We start from the raw sequence: 19,072 nt of genomic DNA on the forward strand, positions 1-19,072 counted from the left end.
CACCATGGGACAAAAGATTCACCCCACCGGGTTCCGCCTGCCGGTGACGCGCAACTGGGCGTCGCGCTGGTACGCGTCGAACGCCAACTTCGCCACCATGCTGGCCGAAGACCTGAAGGTTCGCGAATACCTGAAGGCGAAGCTCAAGAGCGCGGCCGTCTCGCGCATCCTGATCGAGCGCCCCGCCAAGAACGCGCGCATCACGATCTTCTCGGCTCGTCCGGGCGTCGTGATCGGCAAGAAGGGCGAGGACATCGAGAACCTGAAGGCCGAGCTGACCCGCCGCCTCGGCGTGCCGGTCGCTGTCAACATCGAAGAAGTGCGCAAGCCTGAAGTCGATGCACAGCTGATCGCCGACAGCATCACGCAGCAGCTGGAAAAGCGCATCATGTTCCGTCGCGCCATGAAGCGCGCCATGCAGAACGCGATGCGCCTGGGCGCCCAAGGCATCAAGCTGATGTCGTCGGGCCGCCTGAACGGCATCGAAATCGCACGTTGCGAGTGGTACCGCGAAGGTCGCGTGCCCCTCCACACGCTGAAGGCCGACATCGACTATGGCTTCTCCGAAGCCAAGACGACCTACGGCATCATCGGCGTGAAGTGCTGGGTCTACCGTGGTGACCGCCTCGCCAATGGCGAAGCGCCCACGCTCGCCACCCCGCCGGGTGCCGAGGATGATCGCCGTCCGCGCCGCAACGCGCGTCCCGGCGACCGTCCGGGCGCTCCGGGTGGCCGTGGCCGCCCGGGTGGCGACCGTGGTCCCCGTGATGGCGCTGCCCCTGCAGCCGCCGCACCGGCTGGTGATGGCGCGAAGACCGCCGCCGTGAAGCGCGTGCGCAAGGCCCCGGGCCCTGACGCAGCCGCTGGCGGCGAAGGCAAAGGAGAATAAGCATGCTGCAACCCGCACGCAGAAAATACCGCAAGGAACAGAAGGGCCGTAACACCGGCGTCGCCACCCGTGGCGCCGCAGTGTCGTTCGGCGACTTCGGCCTGAAGGCCACGGAGCGCGGCCGCATCACCGCTCGCCAGATCGAAGCCGCTCGTCGGGCGATCTCGCGTCACATCAAGCGCGGTGGCCGCATCTTCATCCGCATCTTCCCGGACAAGCCCATCTCGCAGAAGCCCGCCGAAGTCCGGATGGGTAACGGCAAGGGCAACCCCGAGTACTACGTGGCTGAGATCCAGCCGGGCAAGGTGCTCTACGAAATCAACGGCGTGCCTGAAGAGCTGGCCCGCGAAGCGTTCAAGCTGGCCTCGGCCAAGCTGCCGCTGAGCACCACCTTCGTGTCCCGCCAGGTGGGCGCTTGAGCCCGCACGGAGAACGACATGAAAGCATCTGAACTCCGCGCCAAGGACGTCGCCGGCCTCGAAAAGGAGGTCGCCGACCTCCTGAAGGCCCACTTCGGCCTGCGCATGCAGAAGGCCACGCAGCAGCTCACGAACCACACGACGCTTGGCAACACCCGTCGTGACATCGCGCGCGCCAAGACCATCCTGGCTCAGAAGAAGAAGGAGGCCGCGAAATGAGCGCCACGCAAGCCACTGAGAAGAACACGCGTACCCTCATCGGCCGCGTCGTGAGCGACAAGCGCAGCAAGTCGATCACGGTGCTCGTCGAGCGTCGCACGAAGCACGAGCTGTACGGCAAGATCGTTGCCAAGACCAGCAAGTACCACGCGCACGACGAAAAGGGCGAGTACAAGATGGGCGACGTCGTCGAGATCTCGGAATGCCGTCCGATCTCGAAGACGAAGGCCTGGACGGTCACCCGTCTGGTCGAGAAGGCCCGCGAGGTCTGATCGACGCCCGGCTTGCGGGAAACCTCTCCGGAGGGTTTCCGCGGCACGAGGCATCATCACGGTCGGTTCACCGAGTCTTCGGTGGCCGGCCGTTTTTCATTGCACAGGTTCAGGAGCGCACCATGTTGAAAGTTGGCGACAAGCTGCCCGCAGGGGCACTGCAGGAATTCATCGAAGTCGAGGGCAACGGGTGCTCGCTGGGCCCGAACAGCTTCGACGTGGAAAAGGCCACGGCCGGCAAGACAGTCGCGATCTTCGCGCTGCCGGGGGCGTTCACGCCCACCTGCTCCGCGCAGCACGTGCCGGGTTACGTGAAGCGTGCCGCCGAGTTGAAGGCGGTCGGCGTGGATGAGGTGTGGTGCGTTTCGGTGAACGATGCCTTCGTCATGGGCGCCTGGGGCCGCGAGCAGAAGACGGCCGATGCCGTGCGCATGATGGCCGACGGCAGTGCCGAGTTCACGAAGGCCACCGGCCTGACGCTCGACCTGACCGCCCGCGGCATGGGCGTGCGCTCGCAGCGCTACTCGATGCTCGTGCAGGACGGCGTGGTCCGCACGCTCAACATCGAGGCTCCGGGCAAGTTCGAGGTCAGCGACGCCGACACGATGCTCAAGCAGGCGGCTCAGCTCAAGGGCTGATCGGCCGGGGGCCTGGCGGGATGGCCGGGCCGGGCAGGGTGCTCCGGCACCTTGTTTTCGCATTCGGGTGAGAAAGACTGTTGACAGGTCTCTCTACCCGGTGCACAATCCAAAGCTTCGCCGAATTTCCGGCTGCATCAGTTGGGCTGCTCTGCCTGCCCTGCTAACGGTGCATGTCGGCGTCGGCTCCGCCCAAACAGTGAACCTCCTCGAGGCGATCTGACGGGCCCAAGACTGATCGCAGCGGCTTCCATGGTGGTCATGGAAGCGTTTGTGGCCAAGTTGGGGACTGAACATGATTCAAATGCAATCGCGGCTCGACGTCGCGGACAACACTGGTGCGAAGTCCGTCATGTGCATCAAGGTGCTCGGCGGTTCCAAGCGTCGTTACGCCGGTATTGGCGACGTCATCAAGGTCAGCATCAAAGAAGCTGCGCCGCGTGGCCGCGTCAAGAAGGGCGAAATCTACAGCGCCGTGGTCGTGCGTACGGCCAAGGGCGTCCGTCGTCAAGACGGTTCGCTGGTGAAGTTCGACGGCAATGCCGCCGTGCTGCTCAACGCCAAGCTCGAACCCATCGGCACCCGCATCTTCGGCCCGGTCACGCGTGAACTGCGTACCGAGCGCTTCATGAAGATCGTGTCGCTGGCCCCCGAGGTTCTCTAATTCGCCGGGCCACCAGGTCAGCATCGAGCCGGTTGAAGGACAGCTTATGAACAAGATTCGCAAAGGCGACCAAGTCATCGTGTTGACGGGTCGCGACAAGGGCAAGCGCGGCGCGGTCGTGTCGCGTGTCGATGACGATCGCATCGTCGTCGAAGGCGTGAACGTCGTGAAGAAACACGTCAAGCCGAACCCGATGAAGGGTACGACGGGTGGTGTGGTCGACAAGACCCTCTCGATCCATCAGTCGAACGTCGCCATCTACAACCCGGCGACCGGCAAGGCCGACCGCGTCGGCTTCAAGCTGCTGAGCGAAAGCGAGCAGCAGTCCCGCAAGACGAAGGAGAAGGCGGTTCGCGTCTTCAAGTCGAGCGGCGAAGAAATCAAGGCATAAGAGGTCCGTCATGGCTCGTCTGCAACAGTTCTACCGCGAAAAGGTGGTGGCCGACCTCACCGCGAAGTTCGGCTACAAATCCAGCATGGAAGTGCCGCGCCTGACCAAGATCACGCTCAACATGGGTGTGAGCGAGGCGGTGTCGGACAAGAAGGTCATGGAGCACGCCGTGAGCGACCTGACCAAGATCGCCGGCCAGAAGCCCGTGGTCACCAAGTCGAAGAAGGCCATCGCCGGCTTCAAGATCCGTGACGGCGTGCCCATCGGCTGCATGGTCACGCTGCGTGGCGTCCAGATGTACGAATTCCTGGACCGCTTCGTGACGATCGCCCTGCCGCGCGTCCGCGACTTCCGCGGTATCTCCGGCCGTTCGTTCGACGGTCGTGGCAACTACAACATCGGCGTCAAAGAACAGATCATCTTCCCCGAAATCGAATACGACAAGGTGGATGCGCTGCGTGGTCTGAACATCAGCATCACGACGTCGGCGAAGAACGACGAGGAGTGCAAGGCACTGCTCGCCGCCTTCAAATTCCCGTTCAAGAACTGAGGCAGCCCATGGCTAAAACTTCCCTCATTCAGCGCGAAGAGAAGCGCGCCGCGCTCGTCGCCAAGTACGCCAAGAAGTACGCCGAACTGAAGGGCATCGCGAACGATGCCAAGAAGTCGGACGAAGAGCGTTATGCCGCCCGTCTCGAGCTGCAGAAGCTGCCCCGCAATGCGTACCCCACCCGCCAGCGCAACCGCTGCGAACTGACTGGCCGTCCGCGCGGCACGTTCCGCAAGTTCGGCCTGGCCCGCAACAAGATCCGTGAACTCGCCTTCAAGGGCGACATCCCGGGTGTTGTCAAGGCCAGCTGGTAATCGGCACGACGATCAGGAGATATCCGTATGAGCATGAGTGATCCTATCGCCGATATGCTGACCCGCATCCGCAACGCACAAATGGTCCAGAAGGCCACCGTGCGTCTGCCGTCGTCGAAGCTGAAGGTGGCCATCGCCCAAGTCCTGAAGGACGAGGGTTACATCGAGAACTTCGCCGTCCGCGGCGAGTCGGCCAAGCCGGAACTCGAAGTTGCGCTGAAGTACTACGCCGGCCGTCCGGTGATCGAGCGCATCGAGCGCGTGAGCCGTCCCGGCCTGCGCATCTACAAGGGCCGCCACGACATCCCGAACGTGATGAACGGTCTGGGTGTGGCCATCGTCACCACGCCGAAGGGCGTGATGACCGACCGCAAGGCGCGCCAAGCCGGCATCGGCGGCGAAGTGCTTTGCTACGTCGCCTAAGGAAGGGGTAGAAAGAATGTCCCGCGTAGGAAAAATGCCGATCGCCCTGCCGCAAGGTGTGGATGTCGCGATCACGGCTGAACAAATCAGTGTGAAGGGCTCGCTCGGTACGCTGGTGCGTCCGGTGAACCCGCAAGTCACGGTCAAGAACGAAGGCGGCAAGCTGCAGTTCGCCCCGGCGAACGAGTCGGTCGAAGCCGACGCGCTGTCGGGCACGTACCGCGCCCTGGTGGCCAACATGGTCAACGGCGTGAGCAAGGGCTTCGAGAAGAAGCTGACGCTCGTCGGCGTGGGCTTCCGCGCTGCCGCCGCCGGTTCGAAGCTGAACCTGCAGATCGGTTTCTCGCACCCCGTGTCGAAGGACATGCCGGCTGGCGTGACCGTGGCCTGCCCGTCGCAGACCGAAATCGTGATCAAGGGCTCGGACCGCCAGGTCGTGGGCCAGATCGCCGCCGAAGTCCGCGCGATCCGTCCTCCCGAGCCCTACAAGGGCAAGGGCATCCGCTACGCGGATGAAAAGGTCGTGATCAAAGAGACCAAGAAGAAGTAAGGAGCGCATGACATGTTGAACAAGAAAGATCAGCGCGTTCGCCGCTCCCGCCAGACCCGTGCCCGCATTGCCAAGCAACGCGTGGTCCGCCTGTCGATCTTCCGCACGAACCTGCACATCTACGCCAGCGTCATCTCCGATGACGGCGCCCGCGTGCTGGCCAGCGCCTCCACCGCCGAAGCCGATGTCCGCAAGGAACTGGCTGGCAAGGGTGGCAACGTGGCCGCCGCTGTCCTGATCGGCAAGCGCATCGCCGAGAAGGCGAAGGCCGCCGGCGTCGAGAAGGTCGCGTTCGACCGCGCTGGCTTCGCGTACCACGGCCGCGTCAAGGCCCTGGCCGACGCAGCCCGTGAAGCCGGTCTGCAGTTCTAAAGGAATTCGAAATGGCAAAGTTTCAACCCCGCGCGCAGACCGAAGGCAACGACGACGGCCTGAAGGAAAAGATGATCGCGGTGAACCGCGTCACGAAGGTGGTGAAGGGCGGCCGTACGCTGAGCTTCGCTGCGCTGACTGTCGTGGGTGACGGCGACGGCCGCATCGGCATGGGCAAGGGCAAGGCGAAGGAAGTTCCTGTCGCTGTGCAGAAGGCCATGGAATCGGCTCGCCGCAACCTGGTCAAGGTTTCGCTCAAGAACGGCACCATCCATCACCGCGTCGTGGGTGAGCACGGCGCTTCGCACGTCCTGATGATGCCCGCTCCCGAAGGTACCGGCATCATCGCCGGCGGCCCGATGCGCGCCGTCTTCGAAGTGATGGGTGTCACCGACATCGTCTGCAAGAGCCTCGGTTCGCCGAACCCGTACAACCTCGTTCGCGCCACGCTGAACGCGCTGAAGAACACGCACACGCCGGCAGAAATCGCCGCGAAGCGTGGTCTGACGGTCGAAGAGATCACTGGCTGATCAGCCCGTCCGGAGAATTGCAATGACTGACAAGCAAAACGCCAAGAGCGGCGCCACGCTCAAGATCAAGCTGGTCCGCAGCATCGCCGGTACCCGCGAATCGCACCGTGCCACGGTGCGTGGTCTGGGCCTGCGCAAGCTGAACAGCGAATCTGAACTCGAAGACACGCCCGCGGTTCGCGGCATGATCAACAAGGTCTCGTACCTGGTCAAAGTGCTCTGAGCGGAGAGAAGAACATGGAACTCAACACCATCAAGCCGGCCGCTGGCGCCAAGCACGCCAAGCGTCGCGTCGGTCGCGGTATCGGTTCGGGCCTGGGCAAGACCGCAGGTCGCGGCCACAAGGGTCAGAAGTCGCGTGCCGGTGGCTACCACAAGGTCGGCTTCGAAGGCGGCCAGATGCCGCTGCAGCGTCGCCTGCCGAAGCGTGGCTTCAAGTCGGCTTCGCTCAAGTACAACGCTGAAATCACGCTGGCCGACCTGGAAGCGCTGGGTCTCGACGAAGTCGACCTGCTCGCGCTGAAGCAGTCGAAGCTCGTGGGCGAGATCGCCAAGGTCGTCAAGGTCATCAAGACCGGTGAACTGACCAAGAAGGTCGTGCTCAAGGGCATCGGCGCCACGGCGGGCGCGAAGGCGGCCATCGAGGCCGTCGGCGGTTCGCTGGCTTAATACTTCGCATCCACAGGACACGTCTCAGTGGCAACCAACCCGAATCAGCTGGCCAAGAGTGGCAAGTTCGGCGACCTCCGTCGTCGGCTTGTGTTCTTGCTGCTCGCACTGGTGGTGTATCGCATCGGTGCGCACATCCCGGTGCCCGGCATCGATCCGGTCGCGCTGCAGCAGATGTTCAAGGGGCAGCAGGGCGGCATCCTGAGCCTGCTGAACGTGTTCTCGGGCGGCGCGCTGTCCCGCTTCACCGTCTTCGCACTGGGGATCATGCCGTACATCTCGGCGTCGATCATCATGCAGCTGATGGGCTACGTCGTGCCCAGCATCGAGGCGCTGAAGAAGGAAGGCGAAGCCGGTCGTCGCAAGATCACGAAGTACACGCGCTACGGCACCCTGGCCCTCGCGCTCTTCCAGTCGCTGAGCATCGCGCTCGCGCTCGAGAGCTCGGCCGGCCTGGTGATCAACCCCGGCTTCGGCTTCCGCGTGACCGCGGTGGTCAGCCTGGTGGCCGGCACGATGTTCCTGATGTGGCTGGGCGAGCAGATCACCGAGCGTGGCCTGGGCAACGGCATCTCGATCCTGATCTTCGGCGGCATCGCCGCGGGTCTTCCGGGCGCCATCGGCGGTCTGTTCGAGCTGGTGCGCACGGGTGCGATGAGTTCGCCGGTGTTCCTGTTCATCGTCGTGCTGGTGCTCGCCGTGACCTTCGCCGTCGTGTACGTCGAGCGGGGTCAGCGCAAGATCCTCGTCAACTACGCGAAGCGCCAGGTGGGCAACAAGGTGTATGGCGGTCAGTCGTCGCACCTGCCCCTGAAGCTGAACATGGCCGGCGTGATCCCGCCGATCTTCGCGTCGTCGATCATCCTGCTGCCGGCCACTGCGGTGGGCTGGTTCGCCACGGGCGACAGCCTGCGCTGGCTGAAGGACATCGCCGGTGCGCTGTCCCCGGGTCAGCCCATCTACGTGATGCTGTATGCCGCGGCCATCGTGTTCTTCTGCTTCTTCTACACGGCGCTGGTGTTCAACAGCCGTGAGACGGCGGACAACCTGAAGAAGAGCGGCGCGTTCATCCCGGGCATCCGCCCGGGTGACCAGACGGCTCGTCACATCGATCGCATCCTGTCGCGTCTGACGCTGGCCGGTGCGGTGTACATCACGGCAGTCTGTCTGCTGCCGGAGTTCCTGGTGCTGAAGTACAACGTTCCGTTCTACTTCGGTGGCACCTCGTTGCTGATCCTGGTGGTCGTGACGATGGACTTCTGGGCGCAGGTCCAGTCGTACGTGATGAGTCAGCAGTACGAGTCGCTGCTGAAGAAGGCAAGTTTCAAGTCGAGCTGAGGCGAGGGCCTCGGACGACACCAAGCTGGACAGCGGATCGAAGACAACGAAGCAGAGCGCATGGCGAAAGACGACGTCATCCAGATGCAGGGCGAGATTCTCGAGAACCTCCCCAACGCTACGTTTCGCGTGAAGTTGGAGAACGGGCACATCGTGCTCGGTCACATCTCCGGAAAGATGCGGATGCACTACATCCGGATCCTCCCCGGGGACAAGGTCACTGTCGAGCTGACGCCTTACGATCTGAGTCGGGCGCGCATTGTGTTTCGGGCGAAGTGAGCCCCCAGGTGGTCCGAGTGGGCTCGCTGCCTGCGGATCACGAAGTATTGAATTGTTGAAGACGGTCTGAAGAAGGCCTAGGAGAAGAGCATGAAAGTTGCTGCATCGGTCAAAAAGATGTGCCGGAACTGCAAGGTTATCCGTCGCAAGGGTGTGGTTCGCGTGATCTGTACCGATCCGCGCCACAAGCAGCGCCAAGGCTGATCGCCTTCGACATCGCGAAGAATAGAGGACGCACATGGCACGTATTGCTGGTATCAACATTCCGCCCCAGAAGCACACCGAGATCGGCCTGACCGCCATCTACGGGATTGGCCGCACCACGGCGCAGAAGATCTGCACCGAATGTGGCGTCCCGTTCGATCGCAAGGTCAAGGACCTCACGGACGCTGATCTGGAAAAGATCCGTGAAGAAATCGGTCGCATGACGATCGAGGGCGACCTGCGCCGCGAGATGTCCATCAACATCAAGCGCCTGATGGACCTCGGCTGCTACCGTGGTTTCCGCCACCGCCGTGGCCTGCCCGTTCGTGGCCAGCGCACCAAGACGAATGCCCGCACCCGCAAGGGTCCGCGCAAGTCTGGCGTGGTCAAGAAGTGATTTGAGAGAAGGTCGATATGGCTAAAGCACCGAACACCGCCGCTCAACGCGTCCGCAAGAAAGTCCGCAAGAACGTTGCCGACGGCATTGCGCACGTCCACGCGTCGTTCAACAACACGATCATCACGATCACCGACCGCCAAGGCGGCGCCCTCTCCTGGGCCTCCAGCGGTGGCCAGGGCTTCAAGGGCTCGCGCAAGTCGACGCCGTTCGCCGCCCAGGTGGCTGCGGAAGTGGCCGGCCGCGCTGCTCAAGAGCAAGGCATCAAGAACCTCGACGTCAAGATCAAGGGCCCGGGCCCGGGTCGCGAGTCTTCGGTTCGCGCCCTCGCGTCGCTGGGCATCCGGATCAACTCGATCTCGGACGTGACCCCGGTTCCGCACAACGGCTGCCGCCCCCAGAAGCGTCGTCGCATCTGACGGTTGCAGCTGATCGGATCGATCAGTTCTTCCCTTCGCCGGCAATCACCTCGTGTGCTTGCCGGCGGTTCCGTTGAAGCCGAAAGGTTTCACTAAGCCCACCGTCTGAGCGACCACAACAACACGCGCCAGACTCGCGCGAGCCGTCCCGTCCACCGGGGGCACGCGTCAGATTGAAAAAGGAAATCACGTGGCACGTTATCTCGGCCCCACTGGCAAACTCGCCCGCCGCGAAGGCACCGACCTCTTCCTGAAGAGCGCCCGCCGCCCCATCGGCGACAAGGTCAAGTTCGAAGCGAAGCCCGGCCAGCATGGCCGCACCTCGGGTTCGCGCACCTCCGACTTCGGTCTCCAACTGCGTGAAAAGCAGAAGGTCAAGCGCATGTACGGCGTGCTGGAGCGTCAGTTCCGCCGCTACTTCGCCGAAGCCGAGCGTCGCCGCGGCAACACCGGTGCCATGCTGCTGACGCTGCTGGAATCGCGCCTCGACAACGTCGTCTACCGCATGGGCTTCGGCTCCACGCGCGCTGAAGGTCGTCAGCTGGTGTCGCACAAGGCGATCACCGTGAACGGCCAGGTCGTCAACATCGCCTCGTACCAAGTGAAGGTCGGCGACGTGGTGGCCGTGCGTGAAAAGGCGAAGAAGCAGCTGCGCATCGCCGACTCGGTGAAGCTCGCCGAATCGCAAGGCATGCCGTCGTGGGTGCAGGTCGATGCCTCGAAGCTCGAAGGCACGTTCAAGAAGACGCCGGACCGCGACGAGTTCGCCGCCGACGTCAAGGAAGCCCTGATCGTCGAACTGTATTCGCGCTGATCCAAGCGCAGGCCGCGTTCTGGTTGCCCTGTGGGGCGACCGGTCGCGGCCGACTGTGTTTTCCTCGTTCGGTGGCGGTTCCAGCCGCTCCGGTTGGTCCCTCAGCCTTATCGGTGTAACGAGCCGAGGGTATTGAAAGAAAGACCTCATGCAAACAAACTTGCTCAAACCCAAAGCCATCAATGTGGAGCCGCTCGGCGGCAACCGCGCCAAGGTCACGCTCGAGCCTTTCGAGCGCGGTTATGGTCACACGCTCGGCAACGCGCTTCGCCGCGTGCTGCTGTCGTCGATGGTCGGGTATGCGCCCACGGAAGTCACCATCGCCGGTGTGCTCCACGAGTACTCCACCGTTGACGGTGTGCAGGAAGACGTGGTCCACATCATGCTGAACCTGAAGGGTGTGGTGTTCCGTCTGCACAACCGCGACGAAGTGACGCTGGTGCTCCGCAAGGAAGGCGAAGGCCCGATCACCGCCGGCGACATCCAGACGCCGCACGACGTCGAGATCATCAACCCCGACCACGTGATCGCTCACCTGGCCCAGGGCGGCAAGCTCGACATGCAGATCAAGGTCGAGAAGGGCCGTGGCTACGTGCCCGGCAACATGCGCCGCTACGGCGACGAGCCGACCAAGTCGATCGGCCGCATCGTCCTCGACGCCTCGTTCTCGCCGGTCTCCCGCGTGAGCTACACGGTCGAAAGCGCCCGCGTGGAACAGCGCACCGACCTGGACAAGCTGGTCATGGAAATCGCGACCAACGGCGCCATCACGCCGGAAGAAGCCATCCGTGCCTCGGCGAAGATCCTCGTTGAACAGCTCGCCGTGTTCGCCCAGCTGGAAGGCAGCGAGATCGCCGCCTTCGACCAGCCGGCGCAGCGCAGCACGCAGTTCGACCCGATCCTGCTGCGTCCGGTCGACGAGCTCGAACTGACGGTGCGTTCGGCCAACTGCCTGAAGGCCGAGAACATCTACTACATCGGCGACCTGATCCAGCGCACCGAGACCGAACTCCTCAAGACCCCGAACCTGGGCCGCAAGTCCCTGAACGAGATCAAGGAAGTTCTGGCCTCCCGCGGCCTGACCCTGGGCGCCCGCCTCGAGAACTGGCCGCCGCAAGGTCTCGACAAGCGATAATCGCTCTCCCGGGCCCGCGACAGCGGGTCCACCTTCCTGGGTGGCCGCAAGCCACCCGGTGCCCCGGCAGTACCTGACACGGCTGCCGGTCTCAAACTCAAAAGGAAATGCACCATGCGCCACCGTAATGGCCTCCGCAAGCTGAACCGCACCTCGTCGCACCGCCTGGCGATGCTGCGCAACATGACCAACTCGCTGCTGACGCACGAAGCGATCAAGACCACGGTCCCCAAGGCCAAGGAACTGCGCCGCGTCGTCGAGCCGCTGATCACGCTGGCCAAGGAAGCCACGCTGGCGAATCGCCGCCTGGCCTTCGACCGCACCCGTGACCGCGACGTCGTCACGAAGCTCTTCAACGTGCTGGGCCCGCGCTACAAGGCCCGTCCGGGCGGCTACACCCGCATCCTGAAGATGGGCTTCCGCGTCGGCGACAACGCGCCCATGGCCTTCGTCGAACTGGTGGACCGTCCGGAACCCACCGAAGCCGCCGAAGACACGTCGGCCGAGTAATCCACTCGATCGATCGACGATCTGCCGAAGGGCCAGCGAATGCTGGCCCTTCTGCTTTTGGGGCGCGACACGACTTGTCGTGAGGACTAACCCGTCCCCGGTGACGGGCTGCGGAATCCTTTGGCACACTGCCTCCCCATGCCCACCCCGATCTTCCGCATCAGCAACCTGCGCAAGGCCTTCGGCGACAACACCGTCGTCAACGACCTGTCGCTCGAGATCCAGCCCGGCGAGTGTCTCGGCGTGATCGGCCCGAACGGCGCCGGCAAGACGACGACCATCCGCATGTGCCTCGGCCTTGTCGGGCCCGACGGCGGCCAGATCGAAGCCTTCGGCCTGCCGATCCCGCAGCAGGTGCGCGAGGCGAAGAAGCGCATGGGTGTTGTCACGCAGTTCGACAGCCTCGACCCCGACTTCACCTGCGCCGAGAACCTGCGCGTGTACGGCCGCTACTTCGGGTTGCCGCACAAGACCATCGACGAGCGCATCCCGAAGCTCCTCGAGTTCGCCGCGCTGCAGTCGAAGGCGAACGCGCGACCCGGCGAACTGTCGGGTGGCATGAAGCGCCGCCTGAGCCTCGGCCGTGCGCTGATCAATGACCCGCAACTGCTGCTGCTCGACGAACCCACCACCGGCCTCGACCCGCAGGCCCGGCACGTGATGTGGGAGCGGCTGCAGAACCTGCTGCAGCAGGGCAAGTCCATCCTGCTCACCACCCACTTCATGGACGAGGCCGAGCGGCTGTGCGACCGCCTGCTGGTGCTCGACCACGGGCGCAAGATCGCCGAGGGCACCCCGCGCGGGCTGATCAGGGAGCACCTCGAGAGCGACGTGGTGGAGGTGTACGGCGATGGCGCGCTCGACACCGCGGCCTCGCACGCCCAGTGGGCCCAGCGCATCGAGACGCGCGGCGAGACCGTCTTCTTCTACACGACCGACCCGGGCCCGCTGCTGCAGGCCCTGGCGCCGCTCAAGACCCTGCGCGTGCTGCACCGTCCGGCCAATCTCGAGGACCTGTTCCTCAAGCTCACCGGCCGCCAGATCCGCGACGACTGACCGAATCGAAGCACAAGACCGACCATGCTGATCTCGATGTACGCGACCCCGCGCCTCACCCGTGGTTTCTGGCCCGTGGTGCTGCGCAACCTGCTCGTCTGGAAGAAGCTCGCGGTGCCGAGTGTCATCGGCAACATCGCCGAGCCGCTGATCACGCTGGTGGCGTTCGGCTACGGCCTCGGTTCGATGATCGGCAAGGTGCAGGGCCTGCCGTACATCCTGTACCTCGCGTCCGGCAGCATCGCCGTGAGCTGCGCGCTGGCCGCCACGTTCGAGGGCCTCTATTCCGCGTACTCGCGCATGGAGGTGCAGAAGACGTGGGAGAGCATCATGAACGCGCCCATCGCGCTCGACGACATCGTGTTCGCCGAACTGCTGTGGGCGTCCATCAAGTCGATGTTCACGGTGGCCGCGATCCTGGTCGTGCTGTTCGCCATCGGCATCAGCCGCGAGCCCACGATGCTGCTCGCGTTGCCGGTGCTGTGGCTCGTGGGCCTCACCTTCGCCGCCATCGCGCTCGTGTTCAACGCGCTCGCCCGCGGCTACGACTTCTTCACGTACTACTTCACGCTCGTGATGACACCCATGACCTTCCTGTCTGGCGTGTATTTCCCCATCGAGCAGATGCCCGTGGTGCTGCAGTGGCTGGCCCAGGTGCTGCCGCTCACGCACGCGGTTTCGCTCGTGCGCCCGCTGATCATCGGCGAGTTGCCGGCCCAGCCGCTCGTGCCCGCGCTGGTGCTCTGCGCGTACGCGGCGGGGGGCTACTACCTGTCCCTCGTGCTCACGCGCCGCAGATTCTTCAAATGAATGTGTGACAGCGACACCAAACGGTGCTAAACTAGCAGGCTCAGTCGCGGGGTGGAGCAGTCTGGTAGCTCGTTGGGCTCATAACCCAAAGGTCGTTGGTTCAAATCCAGCCCCCGCAACCAAAATACCGCAGCAGCCCGTCATCGCAAGGTGACGGGCTGTTTGCATTTCGGGCAGGCTCCGGTCATGTCGATCCGTGACGCTCTGCGCCAATGGGCGCGCCGCATCAAGTCCGACGCCGTCGCGCTGTGGTTCGCGGCACGCCATCCCGACACACCGCGTGTGGCGAAGATCCTGTGTGCCGTGGCCGTGGCCTATGCGCTGAGCCCCATCGACCTGATCCCCGATTTCATCCCGGTGCTGGGCTACGTCGACGACGTGCTGCTGCTGCCGGCGTTGATGTGGCTCGCGCTTCGGCTGCTTCCACCCCCGGTGCTCGCCGACTGCAGGCGCCAGGCCGAGGCCTGGCTGGCGGAGCGGCACGGCCGGCCCGTGAGCCGCGCAGGAGCCGTGGTCATCGTGCTCGTGTGGATCGCGGTGATCGGCGGGGCTGCAGCCTGGTGCGGCCCATGAAAAAGGCCACCCTCGCGGGTGGCCTTCGGAAAAACCTGAAACGGGGATCGCCCGATCAGTACTTCCAGCCCACGTAGAGGCCCAGCGTCCACGGGTTGAGCTTCGTTTCGATGCTCTGGCCGGTGCTCAGCGTCGTGGTGGTCTTGAGCAGGCTCTTGGCCACCATGCCCTCCACGAACACCTTGTCGTTCACGGCATAGGTCAGGCCCACCTGCGGCGTGAGGCCGAAGTGGTCCTTGATCTTCATCGTCGTGGGCGTGCCACCCGGATTCGTCAGCGCGGTCAGCGTGCCGTTGGCGGTCTCGTCGAAGAAGATCGCATACGTGAGGCCGAGGCCCACGTAGGGGCGCACCTGCGCCTGTGCCTCGAAGAAGCGGTACTGCGCGAACAGCGTGGCCGGGGCCACCTTCGTCGTGCCGATCTCGCCCGAACCCGCGATGCTGCCCGCGCCCTTGATGTGGTGCTTGAGCGGCCACGCGAGCGGCAGGTCGACCGACCAGTTGTCGGTCACCATGTAGCTGATGCCGCCGGCCACCGTCGTGGCCGACTCGACGTCGATCTTGGCACCCGGCACCGTGGGGGCGCTCAGGTCGTCGCTGGTGACGTCCGGGATGATGGACATCACACCACCGCGGAACAGCCATTGACCGGCTTGCTGGGCGTGGGCGGGCACCGCGGCGCACAGGGCGGCGGCGAGGGCGAGGGGGGCGTACAGGGAAGACTTCATGGATGCGGTTCCTCGCTCAGAGCCAGCCGGCTTCGGTCAGGCGCTTGGCCACCATCTGCGCGAGCAGCTGGTGTCCATACGGGGTGGGGTGGAAGTTGTCGGCGAAGAGGTACTTCGTCCACCAGCTGCTCGTGCCGTCGGCGGCGACGGCCGGGGTGATGGCCGAGGCGTTCACGTCGGTGCAGGCGGCCATCGTCGACGGCGTCGACAGCGCGGTCACCGCCGGAGCCTGCCCCTTCGTGACGATCTGGTCGCACACGGTCGCGGTGACGTTGCTCAACCCGTACTGCGGCGGGTCGTTCATCTCGTTGTTGAAGTTGGTGAAGAAGTCCACCACGATCACGCTGCTCGTGCCGGCCTTGTTCAGTTCGGCGACGTTGGCTTCCAGCTTGTCGTTGTAGGCCTTGATCCACGCACGAACGAGGGCCTGCACCTGCGTGGCCTGCGCGGCGCCGCCCGGGCCGGCGGCGATCTGGGCGAGGGCACCCTGCAGCTTCGGCGTGCGCGAGACGTCGAGCGTGTTGAGGATCGCGATGCGCTTGGCCCCCTTGTCGATGGCGTTCGTCTTGACCGCGTTGGTCAGCTTGTCGGCCACGTCCTGCATGTAGATCGCGCCGAGCGCGGCGGACTCCGTGGTGCTGGCGAGTTGGGCTGGCGTCAGCAGCGAAGCGAGCAGGGCCTGGAACGAGGCCGGGCTGCCCGCGGCCGCGGTCAGGAACGCCTCGACCAGCGTGGCGGTGTCGTTCGCGCTCAGTTCACCCACGATCAGCAGGTCGCCGGCGGCGTAGCCCGCGTTGCCGGCATCGACCAGCTGGCGGATGCCCGAGACGGGCACCGTGTCGACGGCGGCGGTGCCGTTGTTCACGTGCACCTTCGCGCCGGCCACGGCGTAGTTCGTGCAGCCGGCGTTGACCGTGGCGGTCATGCCGTTGGCCGTGGTGTAGCTGTTGCACAGCGGCACGCCGTACGTGGCGGCGATGCGCTGCGTGTAGACCTGATAGCTCGTTCCGGCGACGCCGGGTTGCACCGTGAACTTGGCGCCGCCGAAGGCGCCGCTGTCGGCCAGGCTGGCGCCGACGACCTTCACGGACGTGGCCGAGCTCTTGTTCTCGCCATCGTTGCCCCCGCCGCCGCAGGCGGCCAGGACGGCTGCGGCAAGGGCAGCCAGGATGTGGTTCTTCACTGTGTTGTTCTCCAGTACGGCAGGCCGGCCGCCCGATTGCGGCCCGACCCAGGGCGTGGACCGTAACACGGCGTTTCGTTGAGCGGAACGCGGGATACTCTTTAGACACGAACGTTCGTTCGAAAAGTTATGTTGCTGAGGCCGGGACAAGCGGCATTCCCGGGAGCGCTCCTGCAGGCTGTGGATATCTCCGGGGATTTCCTGTGGGGTGCCTGTGGGACGGCTGTGGACGGCGGCAAGTGCTGTTTCCGTGCCGCCGCCCCCCGGGGAAGATGCGGGGAACCACCCGGGGGCGCTGGTGGTCCGAGCCCCGGCTGCCGCATACAATCGAATGCTTTTCCGTTGGCAGCGCGCCGCCGGCCGTCGCCGGTTTCCACAGAGGATTTCACGTGTTCATTTCCGAAGCTTTTGCTCAAGCCGCCCCGGCGGCCACCACCTCGGCCACGTCTGGGGCATTCGGCGGGCTGACCGGCATGCTGCCGATCGTGCTGATGTTCGTGGTGCTGTACTTCGTGATGATCCGGCCCCAGATGAAGCGCCAGAAGGAGCACAAGGCCATGATCGACGCCATCGCCAAGGGCGATGAAGTCGTGATCGGCGGCGGCGTCCTCGGCAAGGTCGCCAAGACCGGCGACAGCTACCTCCACGTCGAGATCGCCAATGGCGTCGAAGTCCAGGTCCAGCGCTCGGCCGTGGTTCAGGTCCTGCCGAAGGGCACCATCAAGTAAATCCAACCGCGTGCTGTCGGGCGGTGCCGCACGTTCGCGGGGCCGCCGACCCGCAGCGGGTCCGTCCCGCGAAAGAGCCGTCTCATGAACCGCTACCCTTGGTGGAAGTACGCGATCATCGCGATCGCATTGCTGGTGGGCTTCCTCTACACGTTGCCCAACTTCTTCGGTGAAGCCCCGGCCGTGCAGGTGAGCAGTGGCAAGGCCACGCTCAAGCTCGATGCCTCGCTCGAGGCCCGTGTGAGCCAGATCCTCGTCGACGCCGGCGCGAAGGCCGACTTCGTCCAGTTCGAGGGCAACTCGATCAAGGCCCGCTTCGGCGACACCGACACCCAGCTCAAGGCCAAGGACGCGCTCACCCGCGCCCTGAATCCCGACGCCGACAACCCGAGCTACATCGTCGCGCTGAACCTGCTGTCGCGTTCGCCGCACTGGTTGTCGGCCATCCACGCGCTGCCGATGTACCTCGGCCTCGACCTGCGCGGTGGCGTCCACTTCCTGATGCAGGTGGACATGAAGGCCGCGCTGACGAAACGCGCCGAAGCCATCACCGGTGACATCCGCACGCTGCTGCGCGACAAGAACCTGCGCCACGCCGGCATCGCCCGCGACGGCAACAACGTCGAGGTGCGCTTCCGCGACCGTCCCACGTTCGACCAGGCCCGTGCCCTGCTGACCGACCAGGTCATCGACATGACCTGGACGCCGGTGGCCGATGCCAACGACATGAAGCTCGTGGGCGTGCTCAAGCCCGAGACGGCCCGCCGCGTGCAGGAAACCGCCGTCAAGCAGAACATCACCACGCTGCACAACCGCGTCAACGAGCTGGGCGTGAGCGAACCCGTGATCCAGCAGCAGGGCATCGACCGTGTGGTCGTGCAGCTGCCGGGCGTGCAGGACACCGCCAAGGCCAAGGACATCATCGGCCGCACCGCCACCCTCGAGGTGCGCCTGGTCGACGACAGTGCCGAGGCCGGCGCGGCGGCGGCGGGCTCCGGCCCGGTGCCGTTCGGCACCGAGCGCTACCTCGAGCGCGGCGGTCGCCCGATCATCGTCAAGCGCCAGGTGCTGCTCACCGGCGAGAACCTCACCGACGCCCAGCCCGGCTTCGACAGCCAGACCCACGAGGCCACCGTCAACCTGACGCTCGACGCCAACGGCTCGCGCATCTTCAAGGACGTGACCCGGGAGAACATCGGCAAGCGCATGGCCATCCTGCTCTTCGAGAAGGGCAAGGGCGAGGTCGTGACGGCACCGGTCATCCGCTCCGAGATCGGCGGCGGCCGTGTGCAGATCTCCGGCTCCATGACGTCCGTCGAGGCCACCGACACCGCGCTGCTGCTGCGCGCCGGCTCGCTCGCGGCCCCGATGGAGATCATCGAGGAACGCACCATCGGCCCGACGCTCGGCGCCGAGAACATCGGCAAGGGCTTCAACAGCGTGCTGTACGGCTTCGCGGGCATCGCGCTGTTCATGTGCATCTACTACCGCCTGTTCGGCGTGTTCTCCACCATCGCGCTGGCGGTGAACCTGCTGCTGCTCGTGTCCATCCTGTCGATGCTGCAGGCCACGCTGTCCCTGCCGGGCATGGCGGCCATCGCGCTCACGCTCGGCATGGCCATCGACGCCAACGTGCTGATCAACGAACGCGTGCGCGAGGAACTGCGCTCGGGCGCGTCGCCGCAGGCGGCCATCCATGCCGGCTACGAGCGTGCGTTCGCCACCATCCTCGACTCCAACGTCACCACGCTGATCGCCGGCATCGCGCTGCTCGTGTTCGGCTCGGGCCCGGTGAAGGGCTTCGCGGTCGTGCACTGCATCGGCATCCTGACCTCGATGTTCTCCGCCGTGTTCTTCTCGCGCGGCCTCGTGAACCTCTGGTACGGCCGGCAGAAGAAGCTCAAGGACGTGTCGATCGGCGCGGTGTGGGTGCCCCCCACGGCCGCCGCCGACGAGCCGGCCAAGTCCTGACCTCCACACCAAGAACAACAGAGGACCA

General features: G+C 64.8%; 30 protein-coding genes and 1 tRNA gene. 29 read left to right on the plus strand and 2 right to left on the minus strand.

All coding sequences use genetic code 11. From position 1 onward, the window contains the following. The first annotated feature begins 4 nt into the window (after window positions 1–4). The 27 genes from rpsC to A4W93_RS02810 all read left to right on the plus strand — a co-directional run bounded on the left by rpsC (window position 5) and on the right by A4W93_RS02810 (window position 14,435). Window positions 5–889: a 30S ribosomal protein S3 gene (rpsC, locus tag A4W93_RS02680; RefSeq protein ID WP_085749136.1), complete on the plus strand. Its 885-nt coding sequence runs from the start codon at window positions 5–7 to the stop codon at window positions 887–889. A 2-nt stretch (window positions 890–891) separates the two neighbouring features. Then, entirely contained in the window at window positions 892–1,308 is a 417-nt protein-coding gene (gene rplP, locus A4W93_RS02685) for a 50S ribosomal protein L16 (RefSeq protein WP_085749137.1), read from the plus strand. Between the two features lie 18 nt (window positions 1,309–1,326). Beyond that, on the plus strand, window positions 1,327–1,527 hold the full coding sequence (gene rpmC, locus A4W93_RS02690) for a 50S ribosomal protein L29 (protein ID WP_056668511.1): 201 nt from the start codon (window positions 1,327–1,329) through the stop codon (window positions 1,525–1,527). Next, a complete protein-coding gene (gene rpsQ, locus A4W93_RS02695; protein ID WP_085749138.1) occupies window positions 1,524–1,799 on the plus strand; it encodes a 30S ribosomal protein S17 in 276 nt (91 codons plus the stop codon). The genes rpmC and rpsQ overlap by 4 nt, the downstream gene beginning before the upstream one ends. A 122-nt stretch (window positions 1,800–1,921) precedes the next feature. Further along, window positions 1,922–2,437 carry a peroxiredoxin gene (locus tag A4W93_RS02700; protein ID WP_085749139.1) on the plus strand — a complete coding sequence of 172 codons (516 nt, stop codon included), beginning with the start codon at window positions 1,922–1,924 and terminating at the stop codon, window positions 2,435–2,437. Between the two features lie 295 nt (window positions 2,438–2,732). Continuing rightward, the gene (gene rplN, locus A4W93_RS02705; RefSeq protein ID WP_056668504.1) at window positions 2,733–3,101 is read left to right on the plus strand and encodes a 50S ribosomal protein L14; all 369 of its coding nucleotides are present in this window, start codon (window positions 2,733–2,735) and stop codon (window positions 3,099–3,101) included. Between the two features lie 46 nt (window positions 3,102–3,147). Beyond that, complete coding sequence (gene rplX / locus A4W93_RS02710; RefSeq protein WP_085749140.1) at window positions 3,148–3,492, plus strand: 50S ribosomal protein L24; 345 nt, start codon at window positions 3,148–3,150, stop codon at window positions 3,490–3,492. Between the two features lie 10 nt (window positions 3,493–3,502). Beyond that, on the plus strand, window positions 3,503–4,042 hold the full coding sequence (gene rplE / locus A4W93_RS02715) for a 50S ribosomal protein L5 (protein WP_085749141.1): 540 nt from the start codon (window positions 3,503–3,505) through the stop codon (window positions 4,040–4,042). 8 nt (window positions 4,043–4,050) lie between these two features. Beyond that, window positions 4,051–4,356 carry a 30S ribosomal protein S14 gene (gene rpsN, locus A4W93_RS02720; RefSeq protein ID WP_085749142.1) on the plus strand — a complete coding sequence of 102 codons (306 nt, stop codon included), beginning with the start codon at window positions 4,051–4,053 and terminating at the stop codon, window positions 4,354–4,356. A 27-nt stretch (window positions 4,357–4,383) separates the two neighbouring features. Further along, the gene (gene rpsH, locus A4W93_RS02725; protein WP_085749143.1) at window positions 4,384–4,779 is read left to right on the plus strand and encodes a 30S ribosomal protein S8; all 396 of its coding nucleotides are present in this window, start codon (window positions 4,384–4,386) and stop codon (window positions 4,777–4,779) included. 16 nt (window positions 4,780–4,795) lie between these two features. Continuing rightward, a complete protein-coding gene (gene rplF, locus A4W93_RS02730) occupies window positions 4,796–5,329 on the plus strand; it encodes a 50S ribosomal protein L6 (RefSeq protein WP_085749144.1) in 534 nt (177 codons plus the stop codon). 12 nt (window positions 5,330–5,341) lie between these two features. Then, window positions 5,342–5,701 carry a 50S ribosomal protein L18 gene (gene rplR / locus A4W93_RS02735; RefSeq protein ID WP_085749145.1) on the plus strand — a complete coding sequence of 120 codons (360 nt, stop codon included), beginning with the start codon at window positions 5,342–5,344 and terminating at the stop codon, window positions 5,699–5,701. Between the two features lie 11 nt (window positions 5,702–5,712). Continuing rightward, window positions 5,713–6,231 (plus strand): 30S ribosomal protein S5, encoded by a 519-nt coding sequence (rpsE, locus tag A4W93_RS02740; protein WP_085749146.1) that lies wholly within the window; start codon window positions 5,713–5,715, stop codon window positions 6,229–6,231. Between the two features lie 22 nt (window positions 6,232–6,253). Further along, on the plus strand, window positions 6,254–6,454 hold the full coding sequence (rpmD, locus tag A4W93_RS02745; protein WP_085749147.1) for a 50S ribosomal protein L30: 201 nt from the start codon (window positions 6,254–6,256) through the stop codon (window positions 6,452–6,454). Between the two features lie 14 nt (window positions 6,455–6,468). Beyond that, window positions 6,469–6,900, plus strand: coding sequence for a 50S ribosomal protein L15 (gene rplO / locus A4W93_RS02750; protein WP_085749148.1), 432 nt, complete (start codon window positions 6,469–6,471; stop codon window positions 6,898–6,900). Between the two features lie 27 nt (window positions 6,901–6,927). After that, window positions 6,928–8,238 carry a preprotein translocase subunit SecY gene (gene secY / locus A4W93_RS02755; protein WP_085749149.1) on the plus strand — a complete coding sequence of 437 codons (1,311 nt, stop codon included), beginning with the start codon at window positions 6,928–6,930 and terminating at the stop codon, window positions 8,236–8,238. Window positions 8,239–8,298: 60 nt separating this feature from the next. Then, complete coding sequence (gene infA, locus A4W93_RS02760) at window positions 8,299–8,517, plus strand: translation initiation factor IF-1 (RefSeq protein WP_025495304.1); 219 nt, start codon at window positions 8,299–8,301, stop codon at window positions 8,515–8,517. Window positions 8,518–8,607: 90 nt separating this feature from the next. After that, the gene (gene rpmJ, locus A4W93_RS02765) at window positions 8,608–8,721 is read left to right on the plus strand and encodes a 50S ribosomal protein L36 (RefSeq protein ID WP_011830995.1); all 114 of its coding nucleotides are present in this window, start codon (window positions 8,608–8,610) and stop codon (window positions 8,719–8,721) included. A 34-nt stretch (window positions 8,722–8,755) separates the two neighbouring features. Then, window positions 8,756–9,118 (plus strand): 30S ribosomal protein S13, encoded by a 363-nt coding sequence (gene rpsM / locus A4W93_RS02770; protein WP_085749150.1) that lies wholly within the window; start codon window positions 8,756–8,758, stop codon window positions 9,116–9,118. A 17-nt stretch (window positions 9,119–9,135) separates the two neighbouring features. After that, a complete protein-coding gene (gene rpsK, locus A4W93_RS02775) occupies window positions 9,136–9,537 on the plus strand; it encodes a 30S ribosomal protein S11 (RefSeq protein WP_056668469.1) in 402 nt (133 codons plus the stop codon). A gap of 190 nt (window positions 9,538–9,727) precedes the next feature. Beyond that, window positions 9,728–10,351, plus strand: coding sequence for a 30S ribosomal protein S4 (gene rpsD / locus A4W93_RS02780; protein ID WP_085749151.1), 624 nt, complete (start codon window positions 9,728–9,730; stop codon window positions 10,349–10,351). 148 nt (window positions 10,352–10,499) lie between these two features. Then, entirely contained in the window at window positions 10,500–11,486 is a 987-nt protein-coding gene (locus A4W93_RS02785; protein ID WP_085749152.1) for a DNA-directed RNA polymerase subunit alpha, read from the plus strand. A gap of 114 nt (window positions 11,487–11,600) precedes the next feature. Beyond that, window positions 11,601–11,996 (plus strand): 50S ribosomal protein L17, encoded by a 396-nt coding sequence (gene rplQ / locus A4W93_RS02790; protein WP_085749153.1) that lies wholly within the window; start codon window positions 11,601–11,603, stop codon window positions 11,994–11,996. Window positions 11,997–12,134: 138 nt separating this feature from the next. After that, the gene (locus A4W93_RS02795; protein WP_085749154.1) at window positions 12,135–13,052 is read left to right on the plus strand and encodes an ATP-binding cassette domain-containing protein; all 918 of its coding nucleotides are present in this window, start codon (window positions 12,135–12,137) and stop codon (window positions 13,050–13,052) included. Between the two features lie 24 nt (window positions 13,053–13,076). Then, window positions 13,077–13,862 (plus strand): ABC transporter permease, encoded by a 786-nt coding sequence (locus A4W93_RS02800; protein ID WP_085749155.1) that lies wholly within the window; start codon window positions 13,077–13,079, stop codon window positions 13,860–13,862. 45 nt (window positions 13,863–13,907) lie between these two features. Beyond that, window positions 13,908–13,984: transfer RNA gene (locus A4W93_RS02805), tRNA-Met, on the plus strand. A gap of 64 nt (window positions 13,985–14,048) precedes the next feature. Beyond that, window positions 14,049–14,435, plus strand: coding sequence for a YkvA family protein (locus tag A4W93_RS02810; protein ID WP_085749156.1), 387 nt, complete (start codon window positions 14,049–14,051; stop codon window positions 14,433–14,435). Between the two features lie 55 nt (window positions 14,436–14,490). On the opposite strand, the gene A4W93_RS02815 is transcribed toward A4W93_RS02810, so the two are convergent. Both A4W93_RS02815 and A4W93_RS02820 read right to left on the minus strand, forming a co-directional pair. Next, on the minus strand, window positions 14,491–15,162 hold the full coding sequence (locus A4W93_RS02815; protein WP_085749157.1) for an OmpW/AlkL family protein: 672 nt from the start codon (window positions 15,160–15,162) through the stop codon (window positions 14,491–14,493). A 16-nt stretch (window positions 15,163–15,178) separates the two neighbouring features. Then, complete coding sequence (locus tag A4W93_RS02820) at window positions 15,179–16,345, minus strand: SGNH/GDSL hydrolase family protein (protein ID WP_085749158.1); 1,167 nt, start codon at window positions 16,343–16,345, stop codon at window positions 15,179–15,181. Between the two features lie 389 nt (window positions 16,346–16,734). On the opposite strand from A4W93_RS02820, the gene yajC reads away from it, so the two are divergent. After that, on the plus strand, window positions 16,735–17,073 hold the full coding sequence (yajC, locus tag A4W93_RS02825) for a preprotein translocase subunit YajC (protein WP_085749159.1): 339 nt from the start codon (window positions 16,735–16,737) through the stop codon (window positions 17,071–17,073). 84 nt (window positions 17,074–17,157) lie between these two features. Further along, complete coding sequence (secD, locus tag A4W93_RS02830; RefSeq protein ID WP_085749160.1) at window positions 17,158–19,044, plus strand: protein translocase subunit SecD; 1,887 nt, start codon at window positions 17,158–17,160, stop codon at window positions 19,042–19,044. Window positions 19,045–19,072: the final 28 nt, after the last annotated feature.

Source organism: Piscinibacter gummiphilus (assembly GCF_002116905.1).
Classification (GTDB): domain Bacteria; phylum Pseudomonadota; class Gammaproteobacteria; order Burkholderiales; family Burkholderiaceae_C; genus Rhizobacter; species Rhizobacter gummiphilus.